At 71.4% G+C, this 15146-nt stretch carries 15 protein-coding genes; 7 read left to right on the forward strand and 8 right to left on the reverse strand.

Features of this window, described 5'->3' with window-relative positions:
• Positions 1-24 precede the first annotated feature (24 nt).
• The 4 genes from rplI to rpsF all read right to left on the reverse strand — a co-directional run bounded on the left by rplI (position 25) and on the right by rpsF (position 1667).
• The gene (gene rplI / locus KSK32_RS11870; RefSeq protein ID WP_018788496.1) at positions 25-471 is read right to left on the reverse strand and encodes a 50S ribosomal protein L9; all 447 of its coding nucleotides are present in this window, start codon (positions 469-471) and stop codon (positions 25-27) included.
• A 14-nt stretch (positions 472-485) separates the two neighbouring features.
• Positions 486-725: a 30S ribosomal protein S18 gene (gene rpsR, locus KSK32_RS11875; RefSeq protein ID WP_013289355.1), complete on the reverse strand. Its 240-nt coding sequence runs from the start codon at positions 723-725 to the stop codon at positions 486-488.
• Between the two features lie 41 nt (positions 726-766).
• On the reverse strand, positions 767-1294 hold the full coding sequence (locus KSK32_RS11880) for a single-stranded DNA-binding protein (protein ID WP_018788497.1): 528 nt from the start codon (positions 1292-1294) through the stop codon (positions 767-769).
• A gap of 82 nt (positions 1295-1376) precedes the next feature.
• The gene (gene rpsF, locus KSK32_RS11885; RefSeq protein WP_013289357.1) at positions 1377-1667 is read right to left on the reverse strand and encodes a 30S ribosomal protein S6; all 291 of its coding nucleotides are present in this window, start codon (positions 1665-1667) and stop codon (positions 1377-1379) included.
• A gap of 634 nt (positions 1668-2301) precedes the next feature.
• Between rpsF and KSK32_RS11890 the strand changes: the two genes are divergently transcribed.
• Positions 2302-3084, forward strand: coding sequence for a deoxyribonuclease IV (locus KSK32_RS11890; protein WP_216931264.1), 783 nt, complete (start codon positions 2302-2304; stop codon positions 3082-3084).
• Positions 3081-5261 carry a hypothetical protein gene (locus KSK32_RS11895; protein WP_216931266.1) on the forward strand — a complete coding sequence of 727 codons (2181 nt, stop codon included), beginning with the start codon at positions 3081-3083 and terminating at the stop codon, positions 5259-5261. Before KSK32_RS11890 ends, KSK32_RS11895 begins: the two co-directional genes overlap by 4 nt.
• A gap of 21 nt (positions 5262-5282) precedes the next feature.
• Here KSK32_RS11895 and KSK32_RS11900 read toward each other — a convergent pair whose 3' ends face one another.
• The 3 genes from KSK32_RS11900 to KSK32_RS11910 all read right to left on the reverse strand — a co-directional run bounded on the left by KSK32_RS11900 (position 5283) and on the right by KSK32_RS11910 (position 10425).
• The gene (locus tag KSK32_RS11900; protein ID WP_216931267.1) at positions 5283-6839 is read right to left on the reverse strand and encodes a glycosyltransferase family 87 protein; all 1557 of its coding nucleotides are present in this window, start codon (positions 6837-6839) and stop codon (positions 5283-5285) included.
• 122 nt (positions 6840-6961) lie between these two features.
• On the reverse strand, positions 6962-9784 hold the full coding sequence (locus KSK32_RS11905) for a transglycosylase domain-containing protein (RefSeq protein WP_216931269.1): 2823 nt from the start codon (positions 9782-9784) through the stop codon (positions 6962-6964).
• A gap of 194 nt (positions 9785-9978) precedes the next feature.
• Positions 9979-10425 carry a DUF5318 domain-containing protein gene (locus KSK32_RS11910; RefSeq protein WP_026268621.1) on the reverse strand — a complete coding sequence of 149 codons (447 nt, stop codon included), beginning with the start codon at positions 10423-10425 and terminating at the stop codon, positions 9979-9981.
• Between the two features lie 174 nt (positions 10426-10599).
• Between KSK32_RS11910 and KSK32_RS11915 the strand changes: the two genes are divergently transcribed.
• Together KSK32_RS11915 and KSK32_RS11920 are read left to right on the forward strand one after the other, a co-directional pair.
• Positions 10600-11238, forward strand: coding sequence for a PadR family transcriptional regulator (locus KSK32_RS11915; RefSeq protein WP_018788504.1), 639 nt, complete (start codon positions 10600-10602; stop codon positions 11236-11238).
• Positions 11239-11261: 23 nt separating this feature from the next.
• Positions 11262-12341 carry an inositol-3-phosphate synthase gene (locus KSK32_RS11920; protein ID WP_013289364.1) on the forward strand — a complete coding sequence of 360 codons (1080 nt, stop codon included), beginning with the start codon at positions 11262-11264 and terminating at the stop codon, positions 12339-12341.
• Between the two features lie 66 nt (positions 12342-12407).
• Here the strand turns inward: KSK32_RS11920 and KSK32_RS11925 are convergent, their stop codons facing one another.
• On the reverse strand, positions 12408-12887 hold the full coding sequence (locus KSK32_RS11925; RefSeq protein WP_216931271.1) for a methylated-DNA--[protein]-cysteine S-methyltransferase: 480 nt from the start codon (positions 12885-12887) through the stop codon (positions 12408-12410).
• 68 nt (positions 12888-12955) lie between these two features.
• Here KSK32_RS11925 and KSK32_RS11930 point away from each other — a divergent pair, with 68 nt between their 5' ends.
• The 3 genes from KSK32_RS11930 to KSK32_RS11940 are packed head-to-tail and all read left to right on the forward strand — an operon-like array spanning position 12956 to position 15136.
• Positions 12956-13465, forward strand: coding sequence for a SigE family RNA polymerase sigma factor (locus KSK32_RS11930; protein ID WP_374226707.1), 510 nt, complete (start codon positions 12956-12958; stop codon positions 13463-13465).
• The gene (locus KSK32_RS11935) at positions 13462-14562 is read left to right on the forward strand and encodes a hypothetical protein (RefSeq protein WP_216931274.1); all 1101 of its coding nucleotides are present in this window, start codon (positions 13462-13464) and stop codon (positions 14560-14562) included. The genes KSK32_RS11930 and KSK32_RS11935 overlap by 4 nt, the downstream gene beginning before the upstream one ends.
• Before the next feature lie 31 nt (positions 14563-14593).
• Positions 14594-15136, forward strand: coding sequence for an NfeD family protein (locus KSK32_RS11940; protein WP_216931276.1), 543 nt, complete (start codon positions 14594-14596; stop codon positions 15134-15136).
• Positions 15137-15146 lie beyond the last annotated feature (10 nt).

Here is a 15146-nt window from a genome sequence, read left to right on the forward strand (position 1 = left end):
GCCTTTCGCGTCGTGCTTCGGGTGTCAGCCCTTGACCACGTTCAGGTCGAACTTGGCGGTCACCTCGGGGTGCAGCCGGATGCTGACCGGGTAGGAGCCGAGCGCCTTGATGTGGCCGGGCAGCTCCAGCCGGCGGCGGTCCAGGGTCGGTCCGCCGGCGGCCTTGACGGCGTCGACGATCTCGGCCGGGGTGACCGAGCCGAAGAGCCGCCCGCCGTCGCCGGCGCGGGCCTTCAGGTTGACCTTCAGACCCTCGACCTGGGTCTTGACCTCGGTGGCGTGGCCGAGGTCGCGGATCTCGCGGGCCGAGCGGGCCCGCTTGATGACCGTGACCTGCTTCTCCGCGCCCTTGGTCCAGGCGATCGCGAAGCCCTGCGGCAGCAGGTAGTTACGGCCGAAGCCGTCCTTGACCTCGACGATGTCGCCCGGAGAGCCGAGGCCGGACACCTCCTGAGTCAGGATGATCTTCATGTCCGTGCCTCCTCTCAGCGGGTCGTGGCCGTGTACGGCAGGAGCGCCATCTCGCGGGCGTTCTTGACCGCACGGGCGATCTGCCGCTGCTGCTGCGAGGTCACGCCGGTCACCCGTCGAGCGCGGATCTTGCCGCGGTCGGAGATGAACTTGCGCAGCAGCGCGGTGTCCTTGTAATCGATGTAGGTGATCCCGTCCTTGTCGAGCGGGTTCACCTTCTTCTTCGGCTTGCGAAGGGCCGCAGCCTTAGCCATTGCTCGTGCTCCTGGTTTGCGATCGCGGGCGCTCGGCGCCATTAGAACGGAGGCTCCTCGTCGAAGTTGCCGCCCGAACCACCGCGGGAGGGGGCGGGGGCAGCAGAGGCCCAGGGGTCGTCGAAGTTGCCTCCGCCGCCGCCCTGGCCGCCACCACCACCGAAGCCGCCGCCACCGCCACCGGAGCGGGACATCTTCTGCACCTTCGCCGTGGCGTAGCGCAGCGACGGGCCGATCTCGTCGACCTCAAGCTCGATGACGGTGCGCTTCTCACCCTCACGGGTCTCGTACGACCGCTGGCGCAGTCGGCCGGACACGATCACGCGAGCGCCGCGCTGCAGCGACTCGGCGACGTTCTCGGCGGCCTGGCGCCAGACCGTGCACGAGAGGAACAGCGGCTCGCCGTCCTTCCACTCGCCGGAGGCCTTGTCCATGAAGCGGGGCGTCGAAGCGACCCGGAACTTGGCGACCGCCGCGCCGGAGGGGGTGAATCGCAACTCGGGGTCATCGGTCAGGTTGCCGATGACCGTGATGGTGGTGTCTCCTGCCATGACCATCTCCTCGCGCACTCATCGTTGTGCCGTTGAGGCTCTCAGAGCCGTACGACAGCGTGGATGAGGCTTGTGATCCGGACGTGCCGGGTCTAGATGCTCAGCGCATCTCCGGGCGGATGACCTTGGTGCGCAGCACCGACTCGTTGAGTCGGAGCTGACGGTCCAGCTCGCCAACGGCCTCCGGCGTCGCCTGGAGGTCGATGACGGCGTAGATGCCCTCGGCCTTCTTGTTGATCTCGTACGCGAGGCGCCGGCGGCCCCACACGTCGGTCTTCTCCACCGAGCCACCCGCGGTCCGGATCACGTTCAGGTACGTGTCGAGCGACGGGGCGACGGTGCGCTCCTCGAGGCTGGGGTCGAGGATCACCATGACTTCGTAATGACGCAAGACGTGCTCACCTCCTGTGGGCTAAGCGGCCACGGTCCTTCCGTGGCAGGAGGTCGTGCGTCGTTGGCCGCAGCCGGTGCCGGGGGAACCCGGTCGGACACGCGGACAACCGGACCAGGATAGCCGGTCCGGACGATCATGGCCGGGCCGGTGGCCCGGTGAGCCGGGTGCGGCGACAGGGGCCCACCCCCGGCGAGCCGGCAGGTGGACCCCTGTCCACGGGACCGCGGGGCGTCCCGTCCGCATTCCTTGGGTGGGACCTGGGGAGGAACGACCACACCGATGAGGTTGGATCGAAGACGCCCCGCGGAGCTTTATCGTGTTGTCACCTGGTCTGACCATACAATGGCTCTCGTCACCACTTGGGGTAAATGGAGGAATTGGTCCTACTGCCGGCCTCCCCTACCGGGATGACGAGTGGATCCCGCCCCGCAGTGCCGGGCCGCACGGCGGGGCGTCCCGTTTCCGGGGGTCCACCCTCGCCCGTCCGTGCTGTGGACCACGTGCGGGCGGAGCGTCGACCATCGATCCCACCTCGGACAACGACCGCCGGGCCGGGTGGTGACGCGGCCGACCCGCCGGACGCCTCCCGCGAACGCGCCGACCGTCGCAGGCGCGACGTAGGCTGCCCTGCATGCGAATCGGAGCCCACGTCGATCCGACCGACCCGCTGGCCGAGGCGGCCGCCCGGCAGGCCGAGGCGGTCCAGTTCTTCCTGGCCGACCCGCAGGACTGGAAGGCCCCGAAGCCGCGCGAGGACGCCGAACGCCTGCGTTCCGCCGACGTCGACCTCTACGTGCACGCGCCGTATGTGATCAACGTGGCCACGCTCAACAACCGGATCCGCATCCCCAGCCGCAAGCTGCTGATCGCCCACGCCACCGCCGCGGCCGACGTCGGGGCCAAGGGGCTGATCGTGCACGGCGGCCACGTCAACGCCGGCCACGACGTCGCCACCGGTTTCGACAACTGGCGCAAGACCTTCGCGTACGCGGCGGACTCCGGCGGCTTCCCGCTGCCGGTGCTGATCGAGAACACCGCCGGTGGCGACAACGCCTGTGCCCGGCACCTCGACTCGCTGGCCCGGCTCTGGGACGCGCTCGGCGACCACGAGGTCGGCTTCTGCCTGGACACCTGCCACGCGTACGCGGGCGGCGAGGAACTGCTGGGCCTGGTCGACCGGGTGAAGGCGATCACCGGCCGGATCGACCTGATCCACGCGAACAATTCCAAGGGCGCGTTCAACTCCGGCCAGGACCGGCACGACAACCTGACCGGCGGCACCATCGACCCGGAGCTGCTGGTGGCGGTGATCCGCGCGGCGGGCGCGCCGGTGATCGTGGAGACCCCCGGCGGCGTCGAGGGCCAGGCCGCCGACATCGCGTTCCTGCGCGGACAGCTGGGCGCTGCGGCGTGACGACCGAGCAGTCCGGCACGACCGGCCGCCGGTCCGGCGCCGAGCCCCGTCCGGACGGCGGCGACGCCGCCGCACCCGACCGGCCGGACGACGCGACCAGGCCGGCCCCGCCCGGCGAGGGTGGGACCGCCGAAGACGGATCCGGCGAGGACGTCACCGTCGGCACGGCGAGGAAGACCGGCAGGGCAGCCGAGCCCGGCAAGGCGGACGCGAGCGCCGGCAAGGCGGACACCGGAACCGGCACCGCGGACGAGGCCGCCGGGAAGCAGGCCGAGACCCGGGACGAGGCCGCCGCCGGCAAGGGCGACACCCCGGCCGGCCGGGCGGACGGCGGCGACGCCGGGAACGCCGACGGCCCGAAGGCCGGGAGCGGGGACGAGAGCGCAACGGGTACGGCCGGCGACGAGCCCGCCGATCCCTGGTCCGCGTTCGGGCCCGCGCCGGAGCCGGTGCTCGGCCGGGCCCGCCGGGCCGTCCGTGCGGTCGGCCGGTTCCTGGTGCACGAGTGGACGCTCGCCGCCGTCGCCGCGCTGGCGCTGGCCGCGGCGATGACCTGGCCCACGCTGCGCTATCCGCGGCACACGCTGCCGCAGGACTACTGGGATCCGAGCCTGCAGGCGTGGCAGATGGCGTGGTCCGGGCACATCCTGCGGACCGACCCGGCGATGCTGTGGCACGCGAACACGTTCTATCCGGAGAACTGGAGCTTCGCGTTCTCCGACACGCTCCTCGGGTACGCCCCGGCCGGCCTGATCGGGGTCGGCCCGGAGCACGCCGTGCTGCGCTACAACATCATGTTCGTGCTGGCGCACGCGCTCGCCGCGTTCGGCGCGTACGTGCTGGCCCGGCAGCTCGGCGCGGGCCGCATCGGCGGCGCGGTGGCCGGGGCGAGCTTCGCCTACGCGCCGTGGCTGCTGGCTCAAGCCGGGCACCTGCACATCCTCTCCAACGGCGGCATCCCGCTGGCGCTGGCCATGCTGGCCCGGGGTCACGGCTGGTCGCTGCGGTACGGCTACCGGCCGCGCCGCCGGCACGCGGGCTGGGCGTTCGCCGGGTGGCTGGTGGCCGCGTGGCAGCTCAGCCTGGGGTTCGGCATCGGGCTGCCGTTCGCGTACATGCTGGCCGGTACCGGTGTGGTCGCGGTGGTGCTGTGGTTCGTGCGGCGGCGCCGGGTGAAGCGGCCGTTCGGGCGGCGGCTGTTCCTGGCCGACGTGTTCGGCGGGCTCGCCTTCGCCGCGGTGGGCGCGGCGCTGGCCGTGCCGTACTTCAAGGTCGCCGAACTGCACCCGAACGCGGAGCGGACGCTCGGGGACATCGGGCTCTACTCGCCGCCGGTGAGCGGGTTCTTCACCGCGCCGGCCGAGTCCCGGGTCTGGGGCGGGCTGCACGAGGGCGCCCGTGCCGTGCTGCCCTGGCATCCGGAGATGACGCTGCTGCCGGGCTTCGTGCTCTACGCGCTCGCCGCCGGTGGTCTGTTCTTCTCGGTCTGGCGGGTCCGGCACCGGATCTTCCTGCTCGCCGGCGTGCTCGTGACGATGGCCCTGGCGATGGGCACCCGGTTCTTCGGCGGCCGGCTCACCTACGTGCCGTTGTTCGACTACCTGCCGGGCTGGAGCGGGCTGCGCACGCCGGGCCGGATGATGCTCTGGGCCACGCTGCTGCTGGGCCTGCTCGCGGCCGGCGCGGTCACCGCGTTCTGCATGCGGGTACGCGAGCTGGCCGCCGAGCGGGTGCCGCCGTGGCCGGGTCCGTGGCTGCGCCTGGCCACGCTGCTGCCGTTGGCGCTGGTGCTCGTGGAAGGGCTGAACGCCACGCCGCAGCCGGTGGTGCCGCGGCAGCCGGCAGCGATGCGGACCGTGGACGGCCCGATGCTGGTGCTGCCGAGCAGCCAGAACCTCGACCAGCCGGTGATGCTCTGGTCCACCGACCGGTTCCAGCCGATGGTGAACGGCGGCAGCGGTTTCACGCCGCGCTCGCAGGCTCGGATCCGCGAGGCGACTGTCGGTTTCCCGGACTACGCGAGCGTCGACTACCTGCGGCAGATCGGCGTGCGGAACGTGGTCGTGCTGCGCGACGAGCTGGCGGGCACCCCGTGGGAGGGGATGCTCGACCGGCCGGTCGACACGCCGGGGGTGACCCGGGAGCAGGTCGGCGAGGCGGTCGTGTTCCGGCTGTAGACCGGAACACGACCGCCTCGGTCACACCGGAACGGGTTCGGCGGGCCGTTCGGCGGCTCGTGCCCGCCAGCGCTGATGCCAGGGCGCGTCGGGTGCGCCGTCGAGCACCCCGCCGTCCGGGTCGTCGGCGTAGGTGTGCCGGACCACGTCCAGTTCGGGCCGCATGATGTCCCGGATCACGAACCCGCAGAGCACCACCACGGTGATCAGGCGCAGGCTCGACGCCAGGACGAAGACGCCCTCGGGGAAGACCGGCCGGGACATGGCCGTGCCGAGCAGTTCGCCGTAGAACGCGGCGAAGTAGCCGACCTCGGCGATCTGCCAGGCCAGGAACGCGCCCCAGCGCGGCCGGGCGAGGACCGCGAGCGGCAGCAGCCAGAGCACGAACTGCTGGGACCACACCTTGCTGAAGATGAGGAACGCCGCGACCACCAGGAAGGCGAGCTGGGCCAGCCGGGGGCGGCGCGGCGCGAGCATCGCCAGCCCGGCCACGCCGAGGCAGGCCAGGCCGAACAGCAGGTACGACAGCCAGTTGAGGGTGGGGATGTTCGCGTTGAGCCACTCGAAGGGCCCGAGCTCGCCGGGTGAGGACGGGCTGATCCGGCCGTCCAGGTAGCGGCCGATGTACCAGAGCGTGCCCCAGTCGATGGGGCGTGTGGTGTTCAGGTCGAAGAAGCGTTCCCAGTTCTCGCGGTAGGGAATCGCCACCGGCAGGTTCACGGCCACGAGCGTCACCAGCGCGGTCGCCGTGGCGACGAGACCGGCCAGCAGCTTGCCGGCGCGCAACGCGAGCACCAGGATCGGGCCGAGGAGGAACAGCGGCCACATCTTGGCCGCGCCGCCCAGGCCGATGAGGACGCCTGCTACTCCGGGCAGCAGCAGCGCGTACCGGTCGGGCCGGGCGCGCGCCCAGGCCAGCAGGCCGAACGCGGCCAGGCCGATGGCGAGCAGGTCCCAGTTGACGGTGGCGGTGAGCACGAGGGCCGGGGACAGCGCGAACAACGCGGCGTCCCAGGGTCGTCGTCGGCGCAGGCTGAGGATCACCGCGACGGTGGCGACGGCGAGCGCGCCGAGCACCAGCGCGTTGAGGTTGTAGAACCACTGGCCCTGGTTGATGCCGGGGTTGTCGGCGCCGAGGGCGTGCACCGACAGGCCGAGCGCGCCCATGAAGTAGCCGGTCAGTACCGGGTACTCCACCGGGTGGTCGGCGTAGGGGACCTTGCCCTCGTTGAGCCCTTCGGCGTAGTAGAGCGCCAGCACGTCCGTGTAGCACATCCGGGTGTACTGGATGTTGTTCTGCCAGGCACCGTCCTGGCAGGGCGACTTCTGCACCCAGTGCAGGGCCAGCGTCAGGCACACCAGCGCCAGCACGATCCGGCTCGCGGTCCAGAACCGGCTCTCCCGGCCGGCGGGCCGGTCCAGGACGGCGGCGTGGTCGCCGAGCGGCCCGCCGATCAGACCGGAGGCGCCCCGGACGAACCAGTCCGAGCGGGACGGGTGGTCCGCCGTCTCCGCGGATCGTGGCGCCGCCTCGGACGCGCCGGGCTCATCGATGCCTGCGGGCGACTGGGTGCTCATGGAGAGGCATCCTGCCGTACACCGGGGGTCGCCGTCCCGTCGCGCGCGGAGAAATTCCGGTACGCGAAACGCGGCGGCGGCCGGACCGCTCGGGTCCGGCCGCCGCCGTCAGGTGGTACGCGTCAGTTCTGCCGTGTCGGTGGTGTGCTCGGCAGCAGCCCACCGCCGCCACCGCCCCCACCGGGACGTCCGCCGCCGGGCAGGCCGCCCCCGCCGGGGTTGTTGCCACCCTGGTCGCCGCCGCCGGGCGTGCCGCCGCCGGGCGTGCCGCCGGGGCAGAACAGGCCCAGCGGGTCGCAGTTCGGGCCGCCCGGCTGGCCGGGCTCGTTCGTCGGCGGCGGCGCCTCGCCGTTGCCGGTGTCGTCCTCGCCGACGTTCGCGGCCGGCGGGAACTCCTCCTTGTCCTTGCCCTTGAGCGCGTCGTTCATGAAGCGCTGGAAGATGTCACCCGGCATCCGGGCGCCGCTGATGTCCCGGCCGTCCTTGTACTTGATCGCCTTGCGGTCCTTGACGTTGCCGACCCAGACCGCGGTGGCGAGTTGCGGCGTGTAGCCGATCATCCAGGCGTCACCGTTGCGGGTCGTCTTGTCGCCGAGTTCCCAGGTGCCGGTCTTCTCGGCGACCTGCCGGCCGTCCTCGAGCTTCTTGTTGATCTGGCCCGGGTACTGCTTCAGCACGGAGGTGACGTCGGCGACGATGTCCTTGTCGATCCGCTGCTGCCCCTTGAGCTTCTCCGCGCCGACCAGGTCCCACTTGCCGGTGTCCGGGTTCTGCTTCTCCACCTTCCGGACGAAGTGCGCCTTGTGGTAGACGCCCTGATTGGCGAAGGTGGCGACGCCGTTGGCGTGGTCGAGCACGGTGATCGGGTACTGGCCGTAGCCGAGGACGTGGAAGAACGGCGACGGAGCGAGGTCCTTCGGGTCGGCCTTGGTCAGGTCGTGCGCCTTGGCCGGGTTGGTGTCGGTCTGCCACATGGTGGTGACGCCGGCCTGCTTGGCCATGTCGAGCACCTTGTCCGGGCCGATCTTCTCGGTGATGTAGTAGAACGGCACGTTCAGCGACTTGAGCGTCGACAGTTCGAGCGTGCAGGAGTCACCGCAGGAAACCTTGTCCGCGCCGGCGTTGCTGACCTTGAACTTCGTGTCCTTCGGCGTGAACGCCGAGCCCTTCCATCGGGACTTGAGCGAGATGCCTTCCTTCAACGCCGCGGCGAGGGTGTAGATCTTGAAGCTCGAACCCGGCGAGTGCCCGCCGCTCACCACGCCGTTGTCGACGTTCTTCCCGGCGTAGTCGGTGCCGGTGCCGTTGTCGCCGCCGTAGTAGGCGAGCACGCGCCCGGTCTGCGGATCGATGGCCACCACGGCGGCCATCAGGTTCGACGGCTGGCCGGCGAGTTCGGAGCCCTTCTTGGCCCGCTGGGCCGCGGCGAGCGCCGCCTCCTGCATCTTCCGGTTGATCGTCGTGGTGATCTTGTAGCCACCGCGGCTCAGCGCCTTGGCGCAGAGCGGCTTCTTCTCGGTCGCCTCGGCCTCGTTGTCGGTGCAGAGCTTCATCTCGCGCAGTTCCTGCGAGACGTAGTTGACGATGTTGCCGGCCGGGGTGTCGATACCGAAGCCGCCGCCGCTGTTCTTCGTCGGCTTCGCGATGTTCTTCGGGTACTCGGTGGGGTGCGCCGGCATGTTCGGCGCGTCCAGCCACTTCTCCGTGATCATTCCGTTGATCACGTAGTTCCACCGGTCCAGCGCGGCCGTCGCGTTGATCGCCGGGTCGTAGCCCTGGTGGGTGGCGCTCGGCTCCGGCTGCTTGATCAGCGCGGCGAGCACCGCGGCCTCGGCCACTGTGAGGCTCTTGACGTCCTTGCCGAAGTAGGTCCGCGCCGCCGCCTGGATGCCGTACGCGCCCCGGCCGAAGTAGATGACGTTCAGGTAGTGCTGCATGATCACGCGCTTGTCGTACTTGTCGTTCAGCTTGGAGGCGAGGATCGCCTCCTTCACCTTGCGGCCGTACGTGTCCTGGTTCAGGTTCTCGAACGCGTTGCGCGCGTACTGCTGGGTGATGGTCGAAGCGCCCTGCTTGTCGCCGCCGGTGAGGTTGTTCCACGCGGCGCGGGCGATGCCCTTGTAGTCCACACCGGAGTGCTTGTAAAAGTTCCGGTCCTCCGCCGCGGCGACCGCGTGCTGGACGTGCTCCGGGATCTGGTCGATGGTGACCAGCTGGCGGTTCTGGTCGCCGATCCGGGCGATCGCCTGGCCGCTCGAGTCGTAGATGGTGGTGGACAGCGGCGGGATGGTGTCCTCCGGGAGCACCACCTTGGTGGAGTACCAGGTGAAGCTGACCACGCCGATGCCGGCGAGCATGATGAACACGGCGAAGCCGGCGATCATCATGTTGATCCGGCGGCGCTTCTTTGCCCGCGCCGGGTCCTCGCCGCGGCCGCGCCGGCCGGGGCCGGCCGGACCGCCGGGACCACCGGGGCCGCCGCCGGCGGCGCCGGGCACCCGGGCGCGGCCGCCGACCGCTGCCCCGCCCACGCTCGCGCGTCCACCAACGCTCGCCCGTCCACCTACCGCCGCCGCGCCCACGCTCGCCGCGCCCACCGAGGCGCGTCCCGCCGGAGCCGCCGGGGACACCGGCACCGACGCCCGGCCGGCGCCCGCACGTCCGGAGGCCCCGGGTGCCGGAGAGACGGGCACCGAGGCCCGGCCGCCTGTGCCGGCCCGGCCCACCGAGGCCGAGCCGGCCGCTCCGCGCGGCGCCGGAGCGGCGCCGCCGACCGAAGCCCGGCCACCCGCACCGTACGGTGACACGGAGGCGCGCGCCGAGGCGCCGCCCTCCGCCGCGCCGGACCAACCGTTCCCGCCCCAGTTTCCTTCGGAACCGGGGTCGCCGTTCGGGCCCGGGATCTGGGCCCGCCCACGCGAAGAACTGGGATCGCCGTAGTTCATTCCTCACACCCTGCCGGTCGCGGTGGGACGCGGGGGCGCCGCCACCGGGTTGCCGTGAGCTGGAACACGGGACGTTACCCGCCGGTGGTACCGGCGCGCGCCCGCCAAATCCGATCTATTCGGACTATTTACGCTTAAAGGCTGTCGATCCTGCCGCCCGGGGAATGGGCCGGCAGCGATCGGGACAGCCGCGTTCACCGTTGCGCCTCTCGCCTTCGCCGAGGGGTGGAACCGTTGGCCGCGACCGACTCGTCCGCGCCCTCCGCCTCGCCCGCGAGACCGTCCCGGCCGAGCAGGAACTGCTCGACGAGATGGTTCCAGTCGCAGCCGGGGCAGACCTCCACCACGAACACCTGGAACTCACGCAGCGTCATGGCCAGGACGGGCAACTCGGCCCGGGTACGCGCCTGGCCGGCCGACTGCTTGAGTTCGTCACCGTAAATGTAGTGGACGTGGATCAGGTTCTCGCTGCGGCAGATCGGGCAGCGGTGGTCGGTCGGCTCGCCGTGGAAACGAGCAGCGTTCTTCAGGTACGGCGAGGCGTCGCAGACGTCGTACGTGCCGATCCGCCCGGCGAGGAGTTCACGCAGCACAGCCCGCTTCTGGAGCGAGTAGTCGACGACCTGGCGAGACGTACGCATGCGGCAAAGGGTACGCGCTCCCGCGGACCCAGGCGACCATGGTCACGATGCGTGATAGACGCGTCGCACAAGCAGGGGTTTGCCCCACCCTCACCTCTCCGCTAACGTGCGAGGTATCGGTCCGATACATCGCGGTGGTTAGTGCTCCGCGCAGGGGGAAAGTAGGGATGGCCCGTGCTCGAGCTCGCCGTCCTCGGCCTCCTGCAGGAGGCGCCGATGCACGGCTACGAGCTGCGCAAGGAGCTGACCGCCAAGCTCGGCGCCATCCGGGCGGCGATCAGCTACGGCTCGCTCTACCCGACCCTGCGCCGGCTGCAGGCGGCGGGATGGATCACCGAAGCCGCCGAGACACCCGCGACCGCCGAGGAGGTTCCCGCGCTGACCAGCCGACGCGGTCGGGTGGTCTACACCATTACCGCGGAGGGCAAGGAACGCTTCGCCCAGCTCATAGCGCAGGCTGGACCCGAGACGTACGACGACACGGGCTTCGGCGTGCACTTCGCGTTCTTCGCCCGGACCGACCAGGCCACCCGGCTCCGGATCCTGGAAGGTCGTCGCCGCAAGATCGAGGAACGTCGCGAAGGTCTTCGTGACGTGCTCGGCCGGGCAGCCGAGCGCCTCGACGCGTACACCCTGGAACTGCAACGCCACGGGCTCGACGCCTGTGAGCGCGAGGTCCGCTGGCTGGAGGAGCTCATCGCCAACGAGCGCTCCGGCCGGGCCCCGGCCGACCCGCGACCCGGGACGGCCGGTGGCCGAGGAGACAACGACAGCCCGCCCACGCCTGGAACGTCCAGGACAGAGCGGCCGTGATGAAGAAGAAGGAGGCAGACGCTATGGGCTCCGTCCGCGTCGCCATCGTCGGTGTGGGTAACTGCGCCTCGTCCCTCGTACAGGGCGTGGAGTACTACCGGAACGCCGACCCGAACGACCGCGTCCCGGGTCTCATGCACGTCACCTTCGGCGACTACCACGTCTCGGACGTGAAGTTCGTCGCGGCGTTCGACGTGGACGCCAAGAAGGTGGGCATGGACCTCGCGGAGGCGATCGTCGCCAGCGAGAACAACACGATCAAGCTCTGCGACGTGCCGCCGACCGGCGTCACCGTGCAGCGCGGCCCGACCTTCGACGGTCTCGGCCAGTACTACCGCGAGATCGTCGAGGAGTCGGACGCCAAGCCGGTCGACGTGGCGCAGGCGCTGCGCGACGCGCAGGTCGACGTGGTCGTCTCCTACCTCCCGGTGGGCTCCGAGGAGGCCGACAAGTTCTACGCCCAGGCCGCGATCGACGCCGGCTGCGCGTTCGTGAACGCCCTGCCGGTCTTCATCGCCTCCGACCCGGAGTGGGCGAAGAAGTTCACCGACGCCGGTCTGCCGATCGTCGGCGACGACATCAAGAGCCAGGTCGGCGCCACCATCGTGCACCGCGCGCTGGCGAAGCTCTTCGAGGACCGCGGGGTCGAGCTGCTGCGCACGTACCAGCTCAACTTCGGCGGCAACATGGACTTCATGAACATGCTGGAGCGCAACCGCCTGGTCTCGAAGAAGATCTCGAAGACCCAGTCGGTGACCTCCCAGATCCCGCACGAGATGAGCAAGAGCGACGTGCACATCGGCCCGTCCGACCACGTGCCGTGGCTGGACGACCGCAAGTGGGCGTACATCCGCCTGGAGGGCCGCTCCTTCGGTGACACCCCGCTCAACGCGGAGCTGAAGCTCGAGGTGTGGGACTCGCCGAACTCGGCCGGTGTCATCATCGACGCCGTCCGCGCCGCGAAGATCGCGCTGGACCGGAAGATCGGCGGCCCGATCCTCTCCGCCTCGTCGTACTTCATGAAGTCCCCGCCGGAGCAGTACGCCGACCACGACGCGCACGCCGCCGTCGAGGCGTTCATCGCCGGCGAGATCGAGCGCTGACGCGCCACACCAGCACAAGGAAGAAGGCCGGGTCCGCGCGGACCCGGCCTTCTCTCCTCGCGTACGTCAGGACCAGGCTCGTCGCAGTGCCACCGACGCCTCCAGCTCCAGCAGCGTCACCTTGCGCGGCAGCCCGCCACCGAAGCCGACCAGCTTGCCGCCCGCGCCGACGATCCGGTGACAGGGCACGATCACCGGCACCGGATTGCGGTTGCAGGCCACCCCGACCGCCCGGGCGCCTCCCGGTTCACCGACCGCCTTCGCCACCTCGCCGTATGTGATCGTCTCCCCGTACGGGATGCGGGTCATCTCCCGCCACACCGCGCGCTCGAACTCCGAACCCCGGGGCGCCGACACCGGCACCGAGAACTCGGTCAGCTCACCGGCGAAGTACGCCCGCAGCTCCGCCACCGCCAGCCGGGCCACCGCGTCGCCGGGCTCGCCGGCCGCGCCGTCCACCCGGCCGAAGTGCGCGCCGCGCACCGCGTCGTCGTCGGTGCCGACGGAGAACTCCCCGATCGGTGAGTCGAGCACGGTCCAGCGCATGTCACCCATTGTCGCGCGGCGGGCAAAGATTTCCCCGCCCCGGGCGTCTGGAGATGCGGAGGTGGACGGTGGCAGAGGTCGACGGGGAGTTCACCGCGTTCGTCAACGAGCGGGGAGCGGCCCTGCTGCGGGTCGCGTACGCGCTGGCCGGCAGCCAGCACGCGGCGGAGGATCTGCTGCAGAACGCGCTGGCCAAGGCGTACGTCCGGTGGTCCCGGATCCACGGCGACGCGGAGCCGTACGTGAAGCGGATCCTCTACCACGACCAGGTCTCCGGCTGGCGGCGACGGGCGCGGCGGGCAGAGGTGCCGGTGGCCGAACTGCCGGAGCGACCGGCCGCCGGAGACGACAGCGACCTGCGGCTGCTGGTGCGCGACGCGCTACGGGCGCTGCCGCCACGCCAGCGCGCCGTGCTCACCCTGCGCTACCTGGAGGACCTGAGCGTCGAGCAGACGGCCGCGCTGCTCGGCTGCCGCCCCGGCACCGTGGCCAGCCAGAGCACCAAGGCGCTGGCCCGGCTCCGGAAGCTGGTGCCGGGACTCGACGAGCTGACGAACCGGACGGAGGTGACCCGATGAGCACGTCACCGGACGAGACGCTCCGGACGGCCGTACACGATCTCGCCGACCGCGCCGCGCCCGCGCCGGACCTGGCGTCGCGCGCGCTCGGCCGGGGCCGCCGGCTGCGCCGTCGCCGGCGTGCGGGCGCGGCGGCTGCCGCGCTCGTCGCAGTGGTCGCCGTGACCCTGCCGTTCGTCCTGCTCCGTCCGCGCCCCGCTCCGCCGCCGACCGCGCCGCCGGTCACCGTCGCCCCGTCGCCGGTCGTCCGGTCGGCGCCCGGAGCGGACTGGGCGGACGGGCCGCTGGTGCTGCCCGGCGACTGGGTGGTCACCGGCACGCGGGCGCCGACGGGCACCGGCGGACCGTCGTACCTGCTCGACCGGGGACGCGGCCGGTACTTCGGCAACGCCCGCTACGACGCCGTCCTGCCCGCGCCCGCCGGTTCGCTGGTGGCGGTCTGGGACGACGACCGGCCCCGGCAGGTCGGCCTGGTCGACCTGGCCCGGGGAACCACCAGCTGGCACGAGCCGGGCCGCGCGCTCGGCTCGCCGAACTGGTCGCCGGACGGCCGCAGCCTGCTGTTCACCAGTCAGCGGGTCGGCCATTCCGGTTTCGTCGTGCTGAGCACCGACGGCACCACGCGTTCCCACGCGGTCGACACCACCCGCTACCCCTGCACCGACTACTGCTTCTTCCTCTGGACCCGGGACGGGCGGGAGGTGCTGCTCCAGCAGAGCGACCCGAGCCGTCCCCGGTCCGAGTCGGTCCGGCACCTGCGGCGCGGCGTCCAGTTCTTCGCCGCCGACAGCGGCCGGCCCACCCGCTTCGAGCCGCTGCCGGGCGACCCGGCCGGGCCGTGGGCGTGGTCACCGGACGGGAAACTGGTGGTGGTGCAGGGGCAGACGGAGCCGCTGCTCGTGGAGGCGGCGACCGGCCGGGTGGTGAACCCGCTGCCGGTGGCCGACGTCGTCTGGGTCGGCGACGACCGCCTGCTCTACCGGCGGCCGTACGGGTCGCGCGACTTCGTGCTCGCCGACACCACCGGCCGCGAACTCGTGCGTCAGCCGTTGCCGGAGGACTTCTCCCTGGCCGAGGTGACGATCGCGCCGCGCTGACCCGCCGCTGAACGTCAGCTGAGCGAAGTGGATGTTGCACGGCGTCGATACCGTGCAGGTCATGGCCACCGGGACGCTCATCTTCCTGATCATCGGCGGGGTCGGTGTCGGGGTGCTGACCCTCGCCCTGCTCGGCTCGGGAGTGCTCCACCTCGGCCAGCCGGACGTCGACGGGCCGGTGTCGCTGGAGGCGGCCGCCGGGTTCACCGGGGCGTTCGGTTTCGGCGGCGCGATCGTCAACGAGCTGCTCGGGGGTCGTACCCCCGGAATGATCGCGGCGGCGGTGGCCGGCGGCGCGCTCGCCGCCGTGCCCACCGGCTGGTTGGCGGCGCGGCTCAGCCGCGCGGCCCGCAACATGCGCACGGACGCCACACCCACCCGCGACCATCTGGCCGGCGCGATCGGCCTGGTGGTGACGCCGATCCCCGACGGCGGCTACGGCGAGGTGCGGGTACGCCTCGCCGGCCAGCCGGTGAAGCTCAACGCCCGGGCCGACGGGCCGATCCCGGTCGGCACCCGGATCTTCGTGGTCGAAGCACTGAGCGAGACCAGCGTGCACGTCGAGACCTACTGACACCACCACA

Source organism: Micromonospora sp. WMMB482 (assembly GCF_019038635.1).
GTDB lineage: Bacteria > Actinomycetota > Actinomycetes > Mycobacteriales > Micromonosporaceae > Micromonospora > Micromonospora marina.

Excerpts from the sequence above, each read along its gene's own strand:
- rplI (WP_018788496.1), bottom strand. The coding sequence starts at position 471 with ATGAAGATCATCCTGACTCAGGAGGTGTCCGGCCTCGGCTCTCCGGGC.
- rpsR (WP_013289355.1), bottom strand. The coding sequence starts at position 725 with ATGGCTAAGGCTGCGGCCCTTCGCAAGCCGAAGAAGAAGGTGAACCCG.
- KSK32_RS11890 (WP_216931264.1), top strand. The coding sequence starts at position 2,302 with ATGCGAATCGGAGCCCACGTCGATCCGACCGACCCGCTGGCCGAGGCG.
- KSK32_RS11900 (WP_216931267.1), bottom strand. The coding sequence starts at position 6,839 with ATGAGCACCCAGTCGCCCGCAGGCATCGATGAGCCCGGCGCGTCCGAG.
- KSK32_RS11905 (WP_216931269.1), bottom strand. The coding sequence starts at position 9,784 with ATGAACTACGGCGATCCCAGTTCTTCGCGTGGGCGGGCCCAGATCCCG.
- KSK32_RS11910 (WP_026268621.1), bottom strand. The coding sequence starts at position 10,425 with ATGCGTACGTCTCGCCAGGTCGTCGACTACTCGCTCCAGAAGCGGGCT.
- KSK32_RS11920 (WP_013289364.1), top strand. The coding sequence starts at position 11,262 with ATGGGCTCCGTCCGCGTCGCCATCGTCGGTGTGGGTAACTGCGCCTCG.
- KSK32_RS11925 (WP_216931271.1), bottom strand. The coding sequence starts at position 12,887 with ATGCGCTGGACCGTGCTCGACTCACCGATCGGGGAGTTCTCCGTCGGC.
- KSK32_RS11935 (WP_216931274.1), top strand. The coding sequence starts at position 13,462 with ATGAGCACGTCACCGGACGAGACGCTCCGGACGGCCGTACACGATCTC.
- KSK32_RS11940 (WP_216931276.1), top strand. The coding sequence starts at position 14,594 with ATGTTGCACGGCGTCGATACCGTGCAGGTCATGGCCACCGGGACGCTC.